The following is a 19028-nucleotide window of genomic DNA, read 5'->3' as shown; positions in this document are numbered from 1 at the left end:
AACCTACTGTCAATTAGAGTTATGCTTTGGTGAATTGAAAATGCTATTAAATAACAAATATTTGATTTAATGAAAAAAAAGCTCTTTATCCTACTATTTTTATTTTTAACAATAAAAAACACTTCCTTTTCTTTTCAGTCTCAAGACCTCCATCATTACTATAAAAGTAGTATTGATACTACAAAAATTGAGAATGATTTTCTTTTAATAAATTTATTAAAAGAAAACCTTTCATTTGAGTACTTGATGAAATCTTCTTTCTCAAAAAAAAGGAGGTTTAAAAACAACATTTATGATATAAAAATCAAGAATTATGAATGGACATTTTCAAATAACATCGATAAAGTTAAATACTTAAGTGCATCAGGGAATAAAATATTATTATATGCTTTGATTAAATCTCCTAATTTTTTAATTGGTGAAAAAATATCTGTAGGCAACTTAAAATCAATTATAGCACAAAAATTAAAAGTCTCAACATTATCAGATTTAGTAATAATTTCTGATATTGAAGGGTCTGGTCAAATAATATTATCCTTCAAGAATGAATATTTAAACAAAATTGAATACCAAGTGTTGTATTTGGATTAATAAAACTCAAAATTAAAATTGTAAGCAGTCTTTATAATAAATTGTGTCTGATAAAAATAAAAAATCTACTTAAATTTAAACTGACACAGTTCGGTGAATAGACTCGTGAACAGACTCGTTTGGTGACCTATTTGATGATTCCCGAGAGATGTTTTATGTCATTGAAGACCTATTTTGTGATTCCTGAGAGATATTTTGTGTCATCGAAGAGATGTAATGTGATTCCCGAGAGATATTTTGTGTCATCGAAGACCTATTTTGTGATTCCCGATAGATGTTTTATGTCATCGAAGACCTATTTTGTGATTCCTGAGAGATATTTTATGTCATCGAAGACCTATTTTGTGATTCCTGTGAGATGTTTTATGTCATCGAAGACCTATTTTGTGATTCCTGAGAGATGTTTTATGTCATCGAAGACCTATTTTGTGATTCCTGAGAGATATTTTGTGTCATCGAAGACTTATTTTGTGATTCCTGAGAGATATTTTGTGTCATCGAAGGCATAGTTTGTGATTCCTGAAACATAGGACGAGTTAGACGCTCTTTTCAATTTAGGATGTAGGAAAAACCTAAGACCAGTTCCAAATTTAAAAAAGTAATGCAAAATAAATTCAAACCCTTATTTGATTTAAACAGAAATGGAAAGAAAAATTATTGAAGAACTTATTGTAGCAAGAAAGTTAGAGGAAGAATCAGATTATGATTTGTATTTAGAAATTAATGACCAAATCCATGTTGAAAGAAAAATATATCCATTAGAAGTCTATCTTTATGGTTTTGATGACAGTGTATTAGGCGATTCTTTTATATTTAATTATTATGAGTGGATTTTTTTCGGCTTACAAGAAGAGCCATTTAATATTAAAGAAAAATTATTTCTAGAAACATTAGTAAATAATATTGATATATTTATTCCACATGCTAATGAATGGTACTGTTCAATTGTGAATTTACTTCTATATCATTACAAAGAAAGCCCTTATAATTTTTTTATAGAAAGTCTAAGTAAATTACCTGAAGAACAATGTGTTAAAATTGGTGAGATTTTAAATAGTTCAGAAAAGGAATATTTTATTTATGATGACAAAGGTAGGGTTGAGCAGGAGTATCAGAGGATTGTAGATTTTTGTTTTAGTAAGTAGTTTTTGTTAAGACTCCTACTGGTCTTAGGCTCTCCTAAGACCTAAAACAGAGAAGAGCGTTACGCTCGAAATTGCCTAATGAGAAGATTGAAAAGCTTTAATATTCCTGAATCAAACAGCAAGCGTGACACTCTTTACAATTTAGTCCGTAGGGGAAATCCTTTCTACGACTAGTTTTTCCCTCAATCAAAGCCCATTCAATCCCCAGTTATAATTAACAAATTGAATTTTGCCATCTGCGGGCATTTTTACTTTGGCGTATTGATTAACAAAAGCTTGTAAGGACATTTTCTTGGTGAAATCGCCTTTGTACCAATCAAAAATACTTGACAGATTTGCTCCTTTGGCCGAGACTACATTTTTCTTGTTGTCATTCAAGAAATCTATGGCTTGGTCGGTTAATTGTTCGTCGAGTGCGGTGGCGGTAAAGGCTTCATTTCTTAGTTTTGGACAAGAAATCGCTGCACAAACTAAAGCAAAATGAATGCGTGGTTCATCAAATTTTTTACGGATAATACCATTTTCAATATCATTCAAATCAAATTTCTTCCCCATCAAATTGATGAATTTTATATCCCAAGGAGAATTGATATAAGTAATGTTTACTTTAACAATGTCCTTGATACTTTTCAGAGGATAATTTCTTAGAATCAGTTGTACCGTAAAAGCATTGTAGGCATTAATCCAATAAGCCAATTGCTCATCTTTCGTCCACGTTTTTTCGTTGGGTGTGTTTTTTGATAGCATTTCCAAATACTTATTCAGAGCAACAGAATCTTTTTGAAAAGCCTTATAATTCACCATGCCGTTGGTATTTACATACTTTTTAAGCAAAGTCGTCCAAGCATCATGACTCACAGGCTTTGCATCCGAATTTGGAACATTTGAATTAAAACAACTCGCAGAAATAGTAAAAATTGTAGCAAGAATAATGAGTAATTTCATAGTTTTTTTGGGATTGTTAAAATACTCTTTCATGATAAAGAGTAAAACAAATGTAATAAAATTGGCTTATTCATAATACTCATGGCATGACTAATTACATTATTCTGAGCATCAAATCATTCAGTCAGTCATGCTATGAGTGGACACTCCCTTGTAATTATCCCTCACAAAACAAAACCACTTCCCAACGAAAAGCCCATTTCCATTTGATAGAAAAACGAGTGAAACCTGCTTGCTGAATGATGTTTTCTAAATCTGATTTTCGGAAGGCTCGCCATACTGAAAGCTTGGCGTCGTTTTTTACTAAGTACGATTTTAAGAATAATTTGGTAATCCAAGCGATGGAATGATAGGCAAACCAATGTCGGTGAATGTCGTTAATCACAATCGCCACACGACTTTGCTGTTTGAGTTGTTGGAGTAATTTTACTAAACTTTCGTCATCAAAATGATGGCAAAAGAGCGTCATCGTAACAATATCAAAAGAATGTTCTTGAAATTCTCTCGCAAAAATATTTTGATGTAAATACGTTATTTCTGGGAATTGAGCGGTTCTTTTTTGGGCAAATTCAATCATGAAATCGTTGGCATCAAAGCCAATCAGTGTTGTTTTTAATTGCTTTTTTCTTGCCCATTTAGCAATTACCATCAGCATATCACCTCCGCCACAGCCTAAATCTGCTATTTTATAAGTACTTTGTGTTGGCTTTGAAGCCTTTAGAACAGTTTCCAATCCGCTAATCGTTACTTGGTTTCCGCCCAAGTATTGATTGATGATTGCCAATTCTTCCAAATTCTGACGGAGGGCATCGTTATCTAAATCTAAGTCGTCAATCAGTTCTTTTTCGGTACTTCTAAATGATAAATCTGGCATATCTTTGTTGGTGAATACTCGTTTAAAGTTTATGAGATTAAAGTTTGAGGTTTATGAGATAATCATATCCATGAGCTAAAGTAAAAGTAGTGTAATATATTTAATTTCCTTAAAACATGAATTTAGATTTAACTGATAAGAACGCCATCGTATGTGGCAGTACGCAAGGGCTTGGGCGAGCTTCGGCTATTGAGTTAGCTTTACTTGGAGCAAACGTAACCTTGGTCGCTCGCAATGAAAGCACACTCAAAGAAACTCTTAAAAGCTTGGATAGTTCAAAAGGACAGCAACATACTTATTTTGTCGCTGATTTTTCTAAACCAGAAGAAGTAAAAGCTGGGATTGAAAAACATCTTGCGGCAAATCCAAATGTTCATATTTTAGTCAATAATACGGGCGGACCAGCAGGAGGAGCGATTTTAGAGGCTAAGATTGAAGAATTTACACAAGCTTTTTCTAATCATTTAATCTGTAATCATATTTTGGTGCAAGCTTGTGTGCCTAGCATGAAATCAGCAGGCTTTGGCAGAATCATCAATGTGATTTCTACTTCGGTAAAACAACCCATCAATGGCTTGGGTGTATCAAACACTACTCGTGGAGCGGTGGCTTCTTGGTCAAAAACTTTGGCAAATGAATTAGGACAATTCAGTATTACGGTGAATAATGTCTTGCCGGGTTATACCAAAACTGCAAGATTAGACTTTGTCGTAAATGCCAGAGCCAATGCGGCTGGTTTGGAAAAAGAAGAGATGGAAAAAGTATTTCAATCGGATATTCCAGCAGGAAGATTCGGCGAAGCAGAAGAATTTGGAGCAGCGGTAGCCTTTTTGTGCAGTCCCGCCGCTGCTTATATCAATGGCGTGAATTTACCTGTGGATGGAGGAAGATTAACTTGTATGTAATCTTGATTTATCCGAAGTATCAATACCAAACTTGGTCTAGTCTTCCCAGATATTCAAAACCTTTATTTTCTACTAAAATTACTTGTAAATCATCTCCTACATTCGGGTACATCGCCAATTGATTTAATGAAGTAATTGGTTGCCAAAGAACTTCTAAAGCAGAGGTTTCTTTGGCATTCAGTATCGGAGTTCCCTCAATAATGCTAGCTTTAAAAACACAGTGTAATACATCTGTTTTTTGTTGTGGCAAAATTACTTCGCCAGCCACCAGCATTTCTCCAATGGCAATTTGTATGCCTAATTCTTCTTGTAATTCTCTGATAAGCGTATCTGTAAGCGTTTCGCCAGCATCTACATTTCCACCGGGCAGATTAAAAACATCGGTATCGCCGTAACGATAACGCATTAATAATACCTTTTCATTTTCTATAATGGCTACACTTGGACGTACTTTCATAGGAGTATATAAGTAATAGTTCTGAATTGTGAATGATGAGTTGTGAATTTAAAATTGGTGTTTAAATTTTCTTCGCATTAATGGTTTTGATTTGGTTATTGTTGAAAATAACCAATTTGCCGTTGTTCTTTTTTTTATTTTCAATCATTTTTTTCGATGAGATTTTCAAACCCTCAACGATTTTATCTTGTAACGCTAAAATTTCATTCTTTTCCATTTTGAATACTTTTAAATTTTTGAAAGTCTATTATTTCAGCTTCTTCATCTTTTACTTTTTTCATAACTAAAATAGGCATTCTATCTGAGTTATCAAAAAGCATTGTATTGTCGCACAAAGGCAAGTAAATTTCAAAAAGATTTTTAAGACCACGTTCATAGCGTCTTTCAATAACATCTTCTGGAATATTATGTCCTCCTTCACTTACTCTAATTTTCACTCTTTGTTTAGCAAGTTCTGGGCTTTCCAACCAAAAAAATAGCAGTGTAACAAAGTATCCTTTCTCTTGTGCCTTTTTAATTGTTTTAGCATAAGCCTTTGATGAAAGTGTAGTTTCTAGTGCGAAATCAACATCCTTTGCTAACAATTCATCAATTCTATTTAGCATTATTTTCCCAGCTTCAAGGCTTACTTTTTCTGGTTGAAATGGAGATAATCCTTTGGCTATTTCATCAGCGTTAATAAATTCTTTACAATCAAGAACATTAGGTAAAATATAAAATGATGCAGTTGTTTTTCCTGCTCCGTTACATCCCGCAATGATATATAGATTTTTAGATGTCATTCATTTAAAGTCTTAATATCCAAAAGTGATTATGGGGGTTAAAGAATATCTCATTGTCTATACTTCACAAACATAAAACTTAAACTTTCAATTTATATGAAAACCTCGCAAAAATCTTTAATAATCGCTATTTCATTATTTATGCTTTCGGCACTTTCTTCTTGTTTTGTTCATATAGAAGACCCTCTTCCTGCTTATTACGAACAGCATGATTATTATTATTTGAAAAACTTCGACCAAATAAAAATGGGAAATGGCTTTCACGTAAATGTAATTCAAGGAAATTCTTATCGCATTGAAGTCATCGGCGATGAAACCGACCTTGATGAATTAAATGTATATGTTCGTAACGGTACTTTGTTTGCCGAATATGTAAATTACAGAAATCGTAGATATAACGCTGTGATAAATATTACAATGCCAAGTTTAAGAATGGTTGATTTTTCTGGGGCAAATAATTCATACATCGAAGGTTTTTCTTCAAAAAATTTGAACATTTATTTGTCGGGATCTTCGCAATTAAAAACAGAATTAGATGCTCAGAATCTGTTTTTTGATGTTTCAGGGGCTTCGCAATTATCAATGTATGGCGACGGAGAAAAAATTATCGGTACAGTTTCTGGCGCATCTCAAGTAAATAATTTCAATTTTATTACAGACGAACAAAATTTAGATGTTTCAGGAGCGAGCAGAGTAAGAGTAAATACGATAAGATTCCTAAGAGTATCTGCTTCTGGGGAAAGCAATGTGCGCTACCGAGGAAATCCTACACTTGAAAGAAGTACTTCTGGAGGCAGCGTAATTGAACGAGATTAAATTTAATTTCTAAACCAAATCGTAAAAAGGGGCAATATATTGTTGCTCCTTTTCTATTTTTGGGGCTGTATCCAATTTTCAATCGTTCGTACTCATGCCAAGCATCAAAGATATTACCAATTATTTAGAGCAACTCGCCCCACTGGCTTATCAAGAAAGTTATGATAATGCAGGATTAATTGTTGGTTCTCCACAAACTACAGTTTCTGGTGTACTTGTTACGCTTGATTGTACCGAAGAAATTATTCATGAAGCCATAAAAAGAGATTGTAATTTGATTGTGGCACATCATCCAATTGTTTTCAAAGGTTTAAAACGCTTCAATGGAAAAAATTATGTAGAACGTGCGGTAATGCTCGCCATCAAAAATGATATTGCTATTTATGCTACACATACAAATTTGGACAGCGTAAAAGGTGGTGTAAATTTTATGATTGCTGAAAAATTAGGCTTGGAAAATGTAAGAATCCTTTCACCTAAAAAGCAAATCTTAAAGAAATTAGTCACTTTTGTGCCAACTGAAAATGCTTCAAAATTGCTAGAAGCACTTCATGAAGCTGGTGCTGGACAAATCGGTGAGTATAAAAATTGCAGTTTTTCGGTAGAAGGCACGGGAAGATTTACGCCTTCGGGTAATGCGAATCCAGTAATTGGTACTTTGAACGAAGCCGAAGAAGTAATAGAAAATAGGATAGAAGTAATTTTTGATGCTCATCAAGAATTTAAAATTATCAAAGCACTAAAATCTGCTCATCCTTATGAAGAAGTAGCCTATTATGTCAGTGTCCTTGAAAACGAAAATCAAGAAGTTGGTTCTGGTGTAGTGGCAACATTAGCAGAATCTTTATCTGAAATTGACTTCTTAACAATGCTGAAAAGTAAAATGGCATTAAAAGTGATTCGTCACACGCCATTGTTAGGCAAAGAAATTAAGAAAGTTGCTCTTTGTGGAGGAGCTGGCGGATTCTTATTGAAAGACGCAATTAATCAAGGAGCAGAGGTTTTTATTACCGCAGATTACAAGTATCACGAGTTTTTTGATGCCGAAAATCAAATTATTATCTGTGATATAGGACATTATGAGTCAGAAGTTTATACAAAGGAGTTAATTGTTAGGTATTTGTCTGAAAAATTTAGTAATTTTGCGGTTCTCAAAAGTCAGGTCAATACAAACCCTGTACAGTATTTTTGATTTTGTTATCAGTGATTCGTGATTGGTTCAAATTGATTAATTATCTTTCCTTGAAAATGCAGGATAATTAGTCCATCTCAACTAATAACTTAATACCGATAGCGGTTACACAGATAAAACCGAATAAAACCAATGGCAGCAGTAGCAACCGAAACAACCATTGCTCAGAAATTAGAAGCTCTTTTGAAGCTTCAAAACATAGATTCAGCCTTGGATGGCATCAAAAAGATGCGAGGCGATTTACCCGAAGAAGTACGTGATTTGGAAGATGAAGTTGCTGGTATCGAAACCCGTATTAGCAAATTCAACAAAGAAATCGCTATTTTGGAAGAAGACATTACAAAAAACCGTAATGCTAAAAAAGAAGCTGAAAAGTTGGTAAATAAGTACAAAGACCAACAAATGAATGTGCGCAATAACCGTGAGTATGATGCAATCTCGAAAGAAATTGAATTGCAACAACTTGAAATGGAATTGGCTGACAAACGTACTCGTGAATTTGAATTCAAGATTTTGAATAAAAAAGACGATGTTTCTGAAACAGAAACTCGTTTGAATACTCGTAAAAAAGACCTTGATGCAAAAAAGAAAGAATTAAATGTTTTGATTGCTGAAAGCGAAGAAGACGAACAAAAATTAATGAACAACCGTGACAAGGCTGTGAAATTTGTTGAAGAACGTTTATTACGCCCTTACGATAAATTGCGTGGAAATTATCCAAATGGTTTAGCAGTTGTTTTAGTAAAACGTGGTGCTTGTGGAGGTTGTTTTAGTGCAGTTCCACCACAGCGTCAGGCTGACATCAAAGACAAGAAAAGAATTATTGTTTGCGAACACTGTGGACGTATTTTGGCAGACGTTGAAGACATCGTTTTCATCTCTAAGAAATAAGCCCTTTTGGTTTGCAAGACAAAAAGCCCGTAACCTCAACGTTATGGGCTTTTTTCATGTTGGTTAATCAGGATGATTTAGTCTGATTGCCAACAATTTGCCTTAAATATTATTGCATAAATTCCGTTTATACAATAATCAACGCATTCAATGACACAAATTCCTCCAAACCATATTGATAAGATTCAGCTTTGGTTGAGAAAATACTCTTCAAAGAAAATTCATCTTACTTTTTGGATGACTTTTTTGTTGATAACTACTTCGGGAAAAGCTTCAGATTTCGAAATGAATAGCGCCATGCAAAAAGCCTATTCTGAAATATTGAAAATGAAAATTGCCAATGGAAGAAGTATTTTAGCACATGATAAATCAGTAAATGGCGTAAATATTTATCTAAACAGTTATGCCGATTTAATAGAATTGATGATTACGGAAGATAAATTTCTCTATGAAAAATTTATCAATCATCAAGATGAACGGATTGATTTGATTGAAAATCTTGACAAAAAATCGCCTTACTTTCGTTTTTTATTGGCAGAACTTCATTTGCATTCAGCTTTTGTAAAACTAAAATTCGGACATGAAACCAAAGGAAGTTGGGAAATTATTAAAGCCTACAAATTACTGGATGCCAATGCCAAAGAATTTCCTAATTTTTTACCCAATCAAAAATCTCTCGGTTTATTGCATATCTTAATTGGCTCTACTCCCGAAAACTACCAATGGGTAATTAAACTGATTGGGCTAAAAGGAAATATTAAACTCGGATTGAGTGAATTACAAAATGTGATTCATAAAGACAGTGTTTTTAAAGAAGAAGCACAATTTTTAGATTATGTCGTTCACGCTTATATCCTGAAATTCAATCCTAAAAAATTAAATGAGTTTCAGCAATTTATTAGCCAACATCAAGATAATTTACTCTTTCAGTTTTTTGGCGTAACTACTTTTATGAAAGAAGGAAAAAGTGAAATCGCTTTTAACATTCTTGAAAATAGACCAGAAAGTAATGAGTACTTGTCTTTCCCATTCCTTGAATATCTTAAAGCAGATATTTTATTGCAGAAAGGGCAATATCAATTGGCATCAAAAGGTTTTCAAAGTTTTTTAGCTCATTATAAAGGTTTTAACTTTGTGAAAGATACTTATTACAAAATCTTTTTAAGTTATTGGTTGAATAATGAAGATGCTAAAGGAAGAGTATTTTTAGAAAAAGTAAAATTAGTAGGCGAAAATATTGTTGAAGCCGACAAAGCTGCGACCAAATTTGCAGAAAACTTTTTAGCATTAAATCCTAAAAAACCGATTAGTCAGAAAGTACTGATGAAAGCTCGTTTGGCATGTGATGGCGGTTTTTATGACAAAGCTTTGATGATTTTGGAGAAGTACTCCGAAAGTAATTTTGAACAAATTCAAGACCGAATGGAATTTAACTACCGAAAAGGAAGAATTTTTCAACTGTCAAACAATATTCTACAAGCAATTCCTTTTTATGAACGTGCAATTGTTTTATCAGCACAGCAAATTGTTTCTTTTGGTGCCAGTTCGGCTTTACAATTGGGCTATATTTACCAAGCAAAAGGCGAAAAACTAAAAGCAAAAAGCTATTTTGAAAAAGCTATTTCTTACAAAAAACACGAGTACAAAAATTCTATCGACAACAAAGCAAAAGCGGCTTTGAATGAATTAGGATACTGAGGAGTGTAGAGTTTTGAGTTTGGAATGCGGAGCTTCAAACTACAAAAATTAGATTAGTTGAGAAGACTATCCCCGCTGATATTACAGATTAAAATCTGTGAGGTAATGAAATGGTATCGTTTAAGATGTGTTGTTCTCAGAAGTAAAAAAAATAAAATATTATAACAAAATAATAAGCCACAAGCTATAAAACCTAACAATCAAATTCATGAAACTACTTAAGCTATTTTTATTAATCCTTACTTTTCAGTTTATTAATTACGCTGCTAAAGCTCAAGCCATTAGTTATTACCCTTTCAATAGTCAATTGTCGATTGCTACCAATCCAACCAAAGTAGTTTGGATGGATTTTCGTTTTCAGATGAATTCTTTTACTTCTTCATTGAATACAGAACCCGCATTGATGGTTAACCTTGGTTACACTAAAAATGCCTTTATTTATGCGGGCGGTGGAGTAAACTTTGGAATTGTAGCTTCTATTGTTGATAATCAAGACGTCGTAAAAGGTTATTTCGGAAGTGTTGGGATGCGTGCTTATCCGTTTGAGAAAGCACCCAAAGTGAGTGTCAATTTTGAACTCAGTCCTTATGTAAATTATGATGGGACAAGTGGTGTTTTCAGAGCTTGGCTAGGTGTTGGTTATCATTTTGGGGGAAAGAAATAATTTGTAGAGTTTTAAAAACAGAAAAGACTTCGTTTGCAGCGAAGTCTTTTCTGTTTTTAACCTAATTGATTTTAAACTGCACTCTACGATTTTTTGCTTTATTTTCATCAGTATCATTAGGGACAAGTGGTTGCGTTTCGCCATAGCCTTTTGCAATCATCCTGTCGGCTTTGATGCCTTTGGTCGTTAAGTAATCTACCACCGCTTTTGCTCTTTTTTCTGAAAGTTTCAAGTTGGCATCATCATTTCCAACATCATCCGTATGAGCTGATATTTCTACTTTAATGGTTTTATTACCATCCAACAAAGCCACCAAACGATCTAATTCTTCTCCTGATTCAGGCTTTAATTCAGCTTTGCCAGTTTCAAAAGTAATATCTTGTAATTGTACCACTACATCTTTTTTTAACACTGCTAAAGGTATTTTTTTCAATCTATCTTTAAAAGCATCAACAGTATCGGGCTTGAATGAGCGTGAGAAAAATGAATAACCCAAAGTATTGGCTGCAAATTTGTAAAGTTTGCCAATTTCAAGCGTAACATTGGCAATGTCTTTATCCACTTTTACTTCTAACAATTGTTTTGTTTCAGCATCCATTACTTTTACTTTTGGGTCTTTCAAAATTGCTTTGGTATCTTTATCAAGCAACTGAAATTGGAAAACTAATTTCTTTGGAATCAGCTCAATGTTTTTCTCGATATTATCGGTTTCTTTGGCTGTACTCATGTCCATTTTACCACGATAGGGCAAATAATCCGCCAATGGCGAAGTCGTTACATCATACTTACTTCCAACTCTATAAATCATTGAAAACAAACCGTTGGCATCTACAACTGTATTAATCGCTCTTTCTTTTGGATTAGTACTTTTTGAAGTCAACTTCGTAGCAATTGGTTGTTTTGTAATGGCATCAATTACTTTTCCGTCAACGGTTACTAATTTATATTTTCGGTATTTATCAGGAATCGTTACGGTATAAATATCGCCTGCAGTGTGATAATACATTAAATCTCCTGCGGCCGACACAGAAGCAAATTGGTCATCTTCTTCAGTATTGATGTATTCTAAATTAATAGGAGTACTCCAAGAGCCATCATCTTCTTGAAAAGATTGATACAAATCAAAACCACCTACGCCATCTTTTCTGACAGAACTAAAAATCAAAGTACGGTTATCAGCCATGATTCGAGGTGCTTTCTCGCAATCCATATTGATGGGTGCTGGTAGTTTTTCGGCAACTCCCCAAGTTTCATCATCTTGTTTTTTAGAAACCCAAATGGTGTAACATAAAGCTTTATCTTTCCTTTTAGAGAAATTATCACGGATAAAATACATAGATTTCCCATCAGCAGAAACCGAAGGGAAGCCTTCGTAAGCTTTGGTATTGATATTATTACCAAACGTTTTTGGTTCTGACCAATCTGTGCCGTTCCAAGTAGAGTGATAAATATCCATATCGCCTTGTCCACCTTCAAAAGAAGCAAAAAAGAAAAGGGTTTTTCCGTCGTAGCTAATAGATGGTCCACCGATTAAATCATTGTCTTTCCCGATTTTATTGATATTCACGATGGGTTTTGGAGGAGTCCATCTGTTTTTTTCATTTTTTGTGGTGTAATACAATTCCCATTTTCCTTCGCCGGCACGATCGGTTTCAAAAATCATCGTTTTGTTGTTGGCGCTGATAGAAGGAGCGTATTCATTAAATGTTGGGTGATTGACTGGCGGGCCTAATGAACGGCGTACTTGGGCAAAATTCACTGAAGTATTGTAAAGGCACAATGCCAAAAAAAATAAGAACGAGCTAAGACGATTCATTGAAATTTCGGGTTTGGTTGTATGAAATTTTCTAGGCTTAAAGGCAAAATCCAAAGATTAATAAACACCAAATGAGCAGCATATCTCGGCTGGATTTCTAAACAAAATACATGAATTAAAATATATAAAAAAGTACTGATTAAGGAACAAAAGGCAAAGGTTTCAATGGTATTCAAATGCTTTTTTCGGAATAACTTAAAAAGATAAATACCATTACTTAGATAACTTATTAAAACTGTAAAAGTGGATAAAAGGAAAACTGCTTTCATCCATAAAATCCAAATTGGGTTTTTACTTGGTGGAATTCCTTTTGCAAAAAACCAATAGGAAGTAAAATAAGGCACTAACAAACGAATAGCTCGCTGTAGCGATTGACGAATGTTTGCTTGCCAATTAGCTTTTACTCTTTCAATCGTTATTGGTTTTAATATTGCTCGCAAAGCTTCCCCATTCCAATGAAGTGGTTCGGCAATTTTTTTAAATTGTGTAATGTCTTCGGCATTATAACTTCCTTTCGCTTTAGCATTGAATCCTACATAAATACTCCATATTCCGTTTTGTGGAGGCTGATAAGCCCATTTTCCAGAAATGTTTCTGTATAAATTCATGGCAACAAACAAGAATAAACTAAAGACAAGTCCATACTGCATAAGTGTTGCTTTACTGCTATGAATTAATGTTTTTTTACTAATTACTTTCAGGTAAAAAAGACCAAAACCAAAAAATAATAAATAATAGAAACTCAAAGGACGAACAAACTGTGCCAAGCCAAAAGTAAATGCAATGGCTAAAATCAGTAAAGTTCTTGGTAAAATACCAAAAGTATTTTCATTTTGCAAATACCTGATTAATAGAAAATTACCGATTACAAAAAAGAACAGAAAATTAAACTCAGCCGCCAGAAAACCCATTAAGCTTAAATAGGACACACAGATGGAAAGGCTAAACGTTCCTACATATTTTATCCAAGAAAATTGCGTTTTGAAACTAAAATGCGTTAGAATAATTGCTGTGAGATATTGACAAATATTAAGGAATTGTATGATTGCTGGATTAATAGAATCAAAGATGTTAAAAATTTTACTGATTAAAAATGGATGTCCAGGCGCTTGAAAGAAAAGAAATTGTGGAGACATTTTTCCAGTTTCTAAAAACAAAATACTTTCTTCATAATAGTTTTTAAAATCTGAAATCTGAGTATAATTCCAAAGAGTGATTAAGCAGTAATAAGTAGCAAAAACGAATGTAATAAATAGTAAAAAAATAATGAAAGATGGTGATTGCGACGAGATACTCGTCCTGAACAAAGGGAATTTAAACTTCAAATTTTTCATTCGTTAGCTTTGCAAAATAAGACAATATTTAGGCACAAGCAAAATCAAATTTTTTGAGCTATCTTAAAATCTGTAACTTTGCAAATACTTCAAAATAACCATTAGTAAAAGATGACACAAATTAACAAAAATAGTGTACTGAAAACAATTTATCAGAATATCCCTTTTAAAAGACAGTTATTTGAGCTCATCAGAAGCGTCTATGTTCCTTCAAAATCTGTTTATCGTCATCTTTTTTTTGATGGAAAATTTAAAGTAAAAGTTGAAGGTGATAAATCTTTCTACATCAATCATTACAATACACACGGTTTTATTATTGAAGACGGTCTTTTCTGGGTTGGTTTAGGCGTTGGCCGTGAAGGTTACTCTTTAAGATTATGGACGCAACTTTCTAAATCATCAAAAGTAGTTTTTGATGTGGGTGCAAATACAGGAATGTACTCTTTGCTGACCAAAAGTGTAAATCCTTCCGCAGCCGTTTATGGTTTTGAACCTGTAAAAAGAACACACGATAAGTATGCTGCAAACTGTAAATTGAACAATTATGAGGTAAGAGCAGAATGGATGGCGGTTTCGGATTTCACGGGCGAACTTACTTTGTATGATATTCCAGAAGCCAATAACTATAGTGCTACTTTGAACAAAGAGTTTTCGGATGTTCGCCACGTTTCTCATAAAGACACTCGTTTTGAAACAAAAGTACCAGCAACTACGCTAAAAGATTATATAGAAGCCAATAACATTACGAACATTGATTTAATGAAAGTGGATGTGGAAATGCACGAACCAGAAGCTTTGCGTGGAATGGGAGAGTATTTGCAGAAATTCCAGCCAACTTTATTAATCGAAATTTTTACGGATGAATTAGGCAAACAAGTACAAGAAATTCTGAAAGGTTGTAACTATCTTTTTTACAGTATTGACGAAGATGGTACAACAACTTTACAAAAAGATATTATTGCTACAGACGAATCAAACTATTTGATTTGTCGCCCAGAAATTGCTAGAGGTTTGGGCTTGCTGAAAGTGTAATTTTATGAAGATGGAAAGTATCGTTCATAAAAATACTTGGGTAATCATTGTGTATTATAATGGTTTGGAATGGATTGAACGCTGTTTGAAAAGTTTTGAAAACAGTTTTTTCAAAGACCAAATTATTGTTGTTGATAATCATTCGCCTGAAAAAATAGGGATAGAATTGATTAAAGAGCAATTTCCAGCAGTAAAACACATTGAGCTAAACGAAAACATCGGTTTTGGAAGAGCTAACAATTTGGGCATTGAATATGCAATTGAACGGAATGCGGAGTATGTTTTTCTATTAAATCAAGATGCTTGGCTGATTGAAAATGATTGTGTAGAACGTTTGGTGGAAGTAGCAGAACGCAATCAAGATTTTGGAATAATTAGTCCTGTGCATTTTAATTCTGCACAAACCGCTTTAGACGAAGGTTTCGGCATTTACTTGTCAACTTCAAAAAACTGGCAATGGGCATCGGATACTTTTTTTGAAAGTAAGAAAGAAATTTACGAGTTGCCTTTTGTGAATGCTGCCGCTTGGTTGCTGAATTTGAAAGCATTTCATAAAATCGGTTACTTCGACCCAGCTTTTTTTATGTATGGCGAAGACGTTGACCTTGTGAATCGTACACTTTTTCATCGTTTCAAAATCGGTTTCGTTCCGAACGCAAGTATTGTTCATGCACGAGAAAATCGCCCGAAAAGTATCAATAAAGCCAGTCTTTCCTATTCAGAAAAAATGCAATTCTACGGACAATACTTGGCTTTGCTCAAGAATGTTCGTTGGGGTTTAGGAAAAGCTTTTGTGAAATTTCAAGCACTTTGGTTAACTCATATTATTGAGCAAATTGCTCAGCAATCTTGGAAAAGAAGCTGGCAAATACTATTCATCGGATTCAGAATGATGGGTAGATTGATTCAACTCTATTTATCAAGACAAAAATATAAACGAGGTTTCTCTAAGTAATTTTGTTGTTTAATCTTTATTTAATGGGCATCGTCATACGTCAAAGCATCAAAAGTTCCATTGTTACCTACGTCGGAGTAATCATCGGAACGGTCAATGTTTTGTTTCTTTATAGTAAATTTCTTTCACCTCAGCAATTAGGTTTATATACGGCTTTAATTAGTTTTCCTCAAGTATTTGCAGCATTTTCAAATTTAGGAACGCCTCATGTTGGTGTAAGATTTTTTAGTCGATTTGCTGATCCTGAACGCCACCACAATGGTTTTTTCGGCTATTTATTGTTAGCTCCATTCGTCGGTTTTTTGCTGTTTTTACTTGCTTACGTAGGTTTAAAAGGTGTTTTTCAGTCGGTTTATATGGATAATTCTCCATTACTGATTCAATATTATTGGTACTTGCCTTTAATTACTTTTTTCCTACTTTATGCTACTACTTTAGAAACTTATAGCAAAGTTCATCTTCGGATTGTTGTACCAACAATTCTCAGGGAAATTTTTCTAAAATCATCTAATTCCATTTTAGCGTTATTGTTTGGCTTTAAGTTCATTACTTTCGACCAATTGCTCAATGGCATTATTCTGGTTTATTTCTTGAATATCTGTTTCTTGTTAATCTACATCAAAATCTTAGGCAAGCTTTACCTTCGTTTTGATTTTAGTTTCTTGAAACAACCGATTTTCAAAGAAATGTATATGTACGGATTTTGGACTATTCTTGGTGGAGCAACGGCTACGCTTTTGCCGAATATTGAAAAATTGATGCTTCCTGCCTACAAAGGAGGTTTAGACAGTACGGCTATTTTCTTCATTGCTTCAAGTATCGGGATGGTGATTGCCATTCCTCGAAATGCCATTGCTTCAATCACTGAGCCACTTTTAGCAGAATCGTGGAAGAACAATAATCTTGAACACATCGAAGAAATTTACCAAAAATCAGCCCTGAATTTATTGATTGTCGGTGGTTTTCTGTTTTTAGGAATTTGGACAAATATTGATGCTGTTTTTCAAATTATTCCAAATGCGGCTGTGTATAGTCAAGGGAAATTTGTGGTTTTGATGGTTGGTCTTTACAGCGTTTTCGACATGGCTACAGGTTTAAATTCTGAAATCCTAAAGAATTCGCCTTATTATAAATATGATTTTGGATTTTACATCATCCGTTTTGTGGTACTCTTGTTGGTGAATTTAATTTTTATTCCAATTTATGGCTACAATGGTGCGGCTTTGGCAATGTTGGTTTCGGTTGTAGTGTATAATTTGGTAAAATTCTTTTTTATCAAGTATAAACTTAATCTTCAACCATTCAATTTAGCCACTGTAAAAACGCTTTTATTAGGCTTTTTCACTTATGGAATCACACTTTTTATTCCAAGTTTTGAAGGTAACATTTGGATGAGTTTTGTGAATATCGCCATTAAATCCATTTGCATTACGATACTCTTTGGCGGAGGAGTCTTGTTTTTTAGAATTTCAGAAGATTTAAGTAGAACAGTAGAGTCTTTGTTTAGTAAAATAACGAGAAGGTAGTTATTAGAATAATTAAACCGTTTAAATAAAAGACCTAATCACTACATACGAATCAAAACTATGAAAATATTATTTACTTTTGGTGGCTTGCCACATTATTATAACTTGGTTCTCAATCGGTTGAATCGTATTGAAGGACAAGAAATCGTTGTGATTGCTCCTAAAAGTGGTGGAAAAACGGTTGGTTCTGGCGTACATCAAACTTTAGATGGTATAGAATTCAAAGTACATTTCTTAGAAGAATACAAAACGCTTTGGGGGAAGCCTTTCTTCAAAAACTTTATTGAAACCATCGAAGCTGAACGTCCAGACGTAATTGTTACGATTTGGCCTTATATCTTGGCTTTTGTGTATAATCCATTCTTGCTTTGGAAAATAAGAAGCATGGGAATTAAATTGATACTCAAGGAAATTCCATTCAATATTCCAAAATTCAAAGAGGCACTTGATTATTATGCCAACGGCGGTGTTGCTTCAGAAACGATGCAAACCAATTTAAAACCCGATAGTTTGGCTTTTAAATTGAAATATACTTTACTGAAATATACTTATAAAAGAGCTTTCAATTTGGTAGATGCCCACGTGGACTATACCGAAGAAGCTTACGAAGTATTTGGTAGTTATGGCGTACCCAAAGAGAAGATTTTTATCATTTACAACTCGCCAGACACTGATTTGATTTTGGCAGATAAAGCCAAAATCGAAGGAGTTAATACGGTTTTGCCAGAAAATCCATTGCGACTTTTACACGTTGGCAGATTGGTGAAATGGAAAAGAGTAGATATGCTGATTGATGTTTTTAGTAAACTTTTGGTGCAATTTCCAACGGCGGAATTAGTAATTGTTGGAACTGGTCCAGAAGAGCAAAACCTCAAAGAACAAGCTATCGCTTTGGGCATTGAAAAACAAGTAATTTTTACGGGCGGAGTTTATAAAATGACCGAACTCGGACAATACTTCAATGCTTCGCTAGTGTATGTTTTGGCAGGAATGGGCGGTTTGTCAATCAATGATGCGATGTGTTTTGATAAACCCATTGTTTGTGCAGTAGCAGATGGAACAGAGAAAAAATTGGTAAGAGATGGCTACAACGGCTTTATTTTTGAGGATGGTAATGCTGATGACTTATTTAAAAAATTAGCCGTACTTTTGTCTGACCCAGTAAAAACTCGCCAAATGGGACTAAATTCTGGACAAATCATCCGTGATGAAGTAAATATTCATGTGGTAATTAAAAATTATCAAAGAGCTTTTGAAAGCTGTCGGTCATCGGCTGTCAGCAATCAGGTTTAAATCGTTTTGACGAATCTGCGTAAATCTGCGGTTTTAAATCTCTGAAAATCAGCGGGTAAAAAAGTATAGGTAAAATATCAAAAAAAGCTGAAAGCCGTAAGCTGACAGCTGA

The 19028-nt window shown here is 33.9% G+C and carries 19 protein-coding genes; 12 read left to right on the top strand and 7 right to left on the bottom strand.

Annotation, left to right across the window (positions count from 1 at the left end; all coding sequences use genetic code 11):
- The first annotated feature begins 69 nt into the window (after positions 1 to 69).
- Positions 70 to 591: a hypothetical protein gene (locus VB798_RS04460; protein WP_323256392.1), complete on the top strand. Its 522-nt coding sequence runs from the start codon at positions 70 to 72 to the stop codon at positions 589 to 591.
- A gap of 641 nt (positions 592 to 1232) precedes the next feature.
- Positions 1233 to 1736 carry a hypothetical protein gene (locus VB798_RS04455; RefSeq protein ID WP_323256390.1) on the top strand — a complete coding sequence of 168 codons (504 nt, stop codon included), beginning with the start codon at positions 1233 to 1235 and terminating at the stop codon, positions 1734 to 1736.
- A gap of 186 nt (positions 1737 to 1922) precedes the next feature.
- Here VB798_RS04455 and VB798_RS04450 read toward each other — a convergent pair whose 3' ends face one another.
- Both VB798_RS04450 and VB798_RS04445 read right to left on the bottom strand, forming a co-directional pair.
- Positions 1923 to 2681 carry a DUF547 domain-containing protein gene (locus VB798_RS04450; protein WP_323256388.1) on the bottom strand — a complete coding sequence of 253 codons (759 nt, stop codon included), beginning with the start codon at positions 2679 to 2681 and terminating at the stop codon, positions 1923 to 1925.
- Between the two features lie 157 nt (positions 2682 to 2838).
- Positions 2839 to 3555 carry a methyltransferase domain-containing protein gene (locus VB798_RS04445; RefSeq protein ID WP_323256386.1) on the bottom strand — a complete coding sequence of 239 codons (717 nt, stop codon included), beginning with the start codon at positions 3553 to 3555 and terminating at the stop codon, positions 2839 to 2841.
- Between the two features lie 116 nt (positions 3556 to 3671).
- On the opposite strand from VB798_RS04445, the gene VB798_RS04440 reads away from it, so the two are divergent.
- Positions 3672 to 4460: an SDR family oxidoreductase gene (locus tag VB798_RS04440; RefSeq protein ID WP_323256384.1), complete on the top strand. Its 789-nt coding sequence runs from the start codon at positions 3672 to 3674 to the stop codon at positions 4458 to 4460.
- 19 nt (positions 4461 to 4479) lie between these two features.
- Here VB798_RS04440 and VB798_RS04435 read toward each other — a convergent pair whose 3' ends face one another.
- The 3 genes from VB798_RS04435 to VB798_RS04425 all read right to left on the bottom strand — a co-directional run bounded on the left by VB798_RS04435 (position 4480) and on the right by VB798_RS04425 (position 5699).
- Positions 4480 to 4917, bottom strand: coding sequence for an NUDIX hydrolase (locus tag VB798_RS04435; RefSeq protein ID WP_323256382.1), 438 nt, complete (start codon positions 4915 to 4917; stop codon positions 4480 to 4482).
- Between the two features lie 61 nt (positions 4918 to 4978).
- A complete protein-coding gene (locus VB798_RS04430; protein ID WP_323256380.1) occupies positions 4979 to 5134 on the bottom strand; it encodes a hypothetical protein in 156 nt (51 codons plus the stop codon).
- The gene (locus tag VB798_RS04425; RefSeq protein ID WP_323256378.1) at positions 5121 to 5699 is read right to left on the bottom strand and encodes a zeta toxin family protein; all 579 of its coding nucleotides are present in this window, start codon (positions 5697 to 5699) and stop codon (positions 5121 to 5123) included. The genes VB798_RS04430 and VB798_RS04425 overlap by 14 nt, the downstream gene beginning before the upstream one ends.
- Before the next feature lie 96 nt (positions 5700 to 5795).
- Between VB798_RS04425 and VB798_RS04420 the strand changes: the two genes are divergently transcribed.
- The 5 genes from VB798_RS04420 to VB798_RS04400 all read left to right on the top strand — a co-directional run bounded on the left by VB798_RS04420 (position 5796) and on the right by VB798_RS04400 (position 10960).
- Positions 5796 to 6515, top strand: coding sequence for a head GIN domain-containing protein (locus tag VB798_RS04420; RefSeq protein ID WP_323256376.1), 720 nt, complete (start codon positions 5796 to 5798; stop codon positions 6513 to 6515).
- 94 nt (positions 6516 to 6609) lie between these two features.
- Positions 6610 to 7707 (top strand): Nif3-like dinuclear metal center hexameric protein, encoded by a 1098-nt coding sequence (locus tag VB798_RS04415; protein ID WP_323256374.1) that lies wholly within the window; start codon positions 6610 to 6612, stop codon positions 7705 to 7707.
- Positions 7708 to 7839: 132 nt separating this feature from the next.
- Positions 7840 to 8598, top strand: a complete 759-nt coding sequence (locus tag VB798_RS04410; protein WP_184130078.1) for a zinc ribbon domain-containing protein — start codon at positions 7840 to 7842, stop codon at positions 8596 to 8598.
- Between the two features lie 150 nt (positions 8599 to 8748).
- Positions 8749 to 10296: a tetratricopeptide repeat protein gene (locus VB798_RS04405; protein WP_323256372.1), complete on the top strand. Its 1548-nt coding sequence runs from the start codon at positions 8749 to 8751 to the stop codon at positions 10294 to 10296.
- Positions 10297 to 10504: 208 nt separating this feature from the next.
- Complete coding sequence (locus VB798_RS04400) at positions 10505 to 10960, top strand: hypothetical protein (RefSeq protein WP_323256370.1); 456 nt, start codon at positions 10505 to 10507, stop codon at positions 10958 to 10960.
- Positions 10961 to 11021: 61 nt separating this feature from the next.
- On the opposite strand, the gene VB798_RS04395 is transcribed toward VB798_RS04400, so the two are convergent.
- The gene (locus VB798_RS04395; RefSeq protein WP_323256368.1) at positions 11022 to 12776 is read right to left on the bottom strand and encodes an OmpA family protein; all 1755 of its coding nucleotides are present in this window, start codon (positions 12774 to 12776) and stop codon (positions 11022 to 11024) included.
- Positions 12773 to 14110 carry a hypothetical protein gene (locus VB798_RS04390; protein WP_323256366.1) on the bottom strand — a complete coding sequence of 446 codons (1338 nt, stop codon included), beginning with the start codon at positions 14108 to 14110 and terminating at the stop codon, positions 12773 to 12775. The genes VB798_RS04395 and VB798_RS04390 overlap by 4 nt, the downstream gene beginning before the upstream one ends.
- Before the next feature lie 111 nt (positions 14111 to 14221).
- On the opposite strand from VB798_RS04390, the gene VB798_RS04385 reads away from it, so the two are divergent.
- The 4 genes from VB798_RS04385 to VB798_RS04370 are packed head-to-tail and all read left to right on the top strand — an operon-like array spanning position 14222 to position 18916.
- Positions 14222 to 15142: an FkbM family methyltransferase gene (locus tag VB798_RS04385; protein WP_323256364.1), complete on the top strand. Its 921-nt coding sequence runs from the start codon at positions 14222 to 14224 to the stop codon at positions 15140 to 15142.
- Positions 15143 to 15146: 4 nt separating this feature from the next.
- Positions 15147 to 16097, top strand: coding sequence for a glycosyltransferase family 2 protein (locus VB798_RS04380; RefSeq protein ID WP_323256362.1), 951 nt, complete (start codon positions 15147 to 15149; stop codon positions 16095 to 16097).
- 23 nt (positions 16098 to 16120) lie between these two features.
- Entirely contained in the window at positions 16121 to 17623 is a 1503-nt protein-coding gene (locus VB798_RS04375) for an oligosaccharide flippase family protein (protein ID WP_323256360.1), read from the top strand.
- Positions 17624 to 17683: 60 nt separating this feature from the next.
- Positions 17684 to 18916 carry a glycosyltransferase gene (locus VB798_RS04370; protein WP_323256358.1) on the top strand — a complete coding sequence of 411 codons (1233 nt, stop codon included), beginning with the start codon at positions 17684 to 17686 and terminating at the stop codon, positions 18914 to 18916.
- Positions 18917 to 19028 lie beyond the last annotated feature (112 nt).

Origin of the sequence: Arcicella lustrica (genome assembly GCF_034930985.1) — a bacterium.
Lineage (GTDB): Bacteria > Bacteroidota > Bacteroidia > Cytophagales > Spirosomataceae > Arcicella > Arcicella lustrica.
This window is presented reverse-complemented; position numbering and strand designations above follow the sequence as displayed.

Excerpts from the sequence above, each read along its gene's own strand:
- VB798_RS04445 (WP_323256386.1), bottom strand. The coding sequence starts at position 3,555 with ATGCCAGATTTATCATTTAGAAGTACCGAAAAAGAACTGATTGACGAC.
- VB798_RS04375 (WP_323256360.1), top strand. The coding sequence starts at position 16,121 with ATGGGCATCGTCATACGTCAAAGCATCAAAAGTTCCATTGTTACCTAC.
- VB798_RS04440 (WP_323256384.1), top strand. The coding sequence starts at position 3,672 with ATGAATTTAGATTTAACTGATAAGAACGCCATCGTATGTGGCAGTACG.
- VB798_RS04435 (WP_323256382.1), bottom strand. The coding sequence starts at position 4,917 with ATGAAAGTACGTCCAAGTGTAGCCATTATAGAAAATGAAAAGGTATTA.
- VB798_RS04410 (WP_184130078.1), top strand. The coding sequence starts at position 7,840 with ATGGCAGCAGTAGCAACCGAAACAACCATTGCTCAGAAATTAGAAGCT.
- VB798_RS04380 (WP_323256362.1), top strand. The coding sequence starts at position 15,147 with ATGAAGATGGAAAGTATCGTTCATAAAAATACTTGGGTAATCATTGTG.
- VB798_RS04425 (WP_323256378.1), bottom strand. The coding sequence starts at position 5,699 with ATGACATCTAAAAATCTATATATCATTGCGGGATGTAACGGAGCAGGA.
- VB798_RS04420 (WP_323256376.1), top strand. The coding sequence starts at position 5,796 with ATGAAAACCTCGCAAAAATCTTTAATAATCGCTATTTCATTATTTATG.
- VB798_RS04415 (WP_323256374.1), top strand. The coding sequence starts at position 6,610 with ATGCCAAGCATCAAAGATATTACCAATTATTTAGAGCAACTCGCCCCA.
- VB798_RS04460 (WP_323256392.1), top strand. The coding sequence starts at position 70 with ATGAAAAAAAAGCTCTTTATCCTACTATTTTTATTTTTAACAATAAAA.
- VB798_RS04390 (WP_323256366.1), bottom strand. The coding sequence starts at position 14,110 with ATGAAAAATTTGAAGTTTAAATTCCCTTTGTTCAGGACGAGTATCTCG.
- VB798_RS04385 (WP_323256364.1), top strand. The coding sequence starts at position 14,222 with ATGACACAAATTAACAAAAATAGTGTACTGAAAACAATTTATCAGAAT.
- VB798_RS04405 (WP_323256372.1), top strand. The coding sequence starts at position 8,749 with ATGACACAAATTCCTCCAAACCATATTGATAAGATTCAGCTTTGGTTG.
- VB798_RS04455 (WP_323256390.1), top strand. The coding sequence starts at position 1,233 with ATGGAAAGAAAAATTATTGAAGAACTTATTGTAGCAAGAAAGTTAGAG.
- VB798_RS04395 (WP_323256368.1), bottom strand. The coding sequence starts at position 12,776 with ATGAATCGTCTTAGCTCGTTCTTATTTTTTTTGGCATTGTGCCTTTAC.
- VB798_RS04450 (WP_323256388.1), bottom strand. The coding sequence starts at position 2,681 with ATGAAATTACTCATTATTCTTGCTACAATTTTTACTATTTCTGCGAGT.
- VB798_RS04370 (WP_323256358.1), top strand. The coding sequence starts at position 17,684 with ATGAAAATATTATTTACTTTTGGTGGCTTGCCACATTATTATAACTTG.
- VB798_RS04400 (WP_323256370.1), top strand. The coding sequence starts at position 10,505 with ATGAAACTACTTAAGCTATTTTTATTAATCCTTACTTTTCAGTTTATT.
- VB798_RS04430 (WP_323256380.1), bottom strand. The coding sequence starts at position 5,134 with ATGGAAAAGAATGAAATTTTAGCGTTACAAGATAAAATCGTTGAGGGT.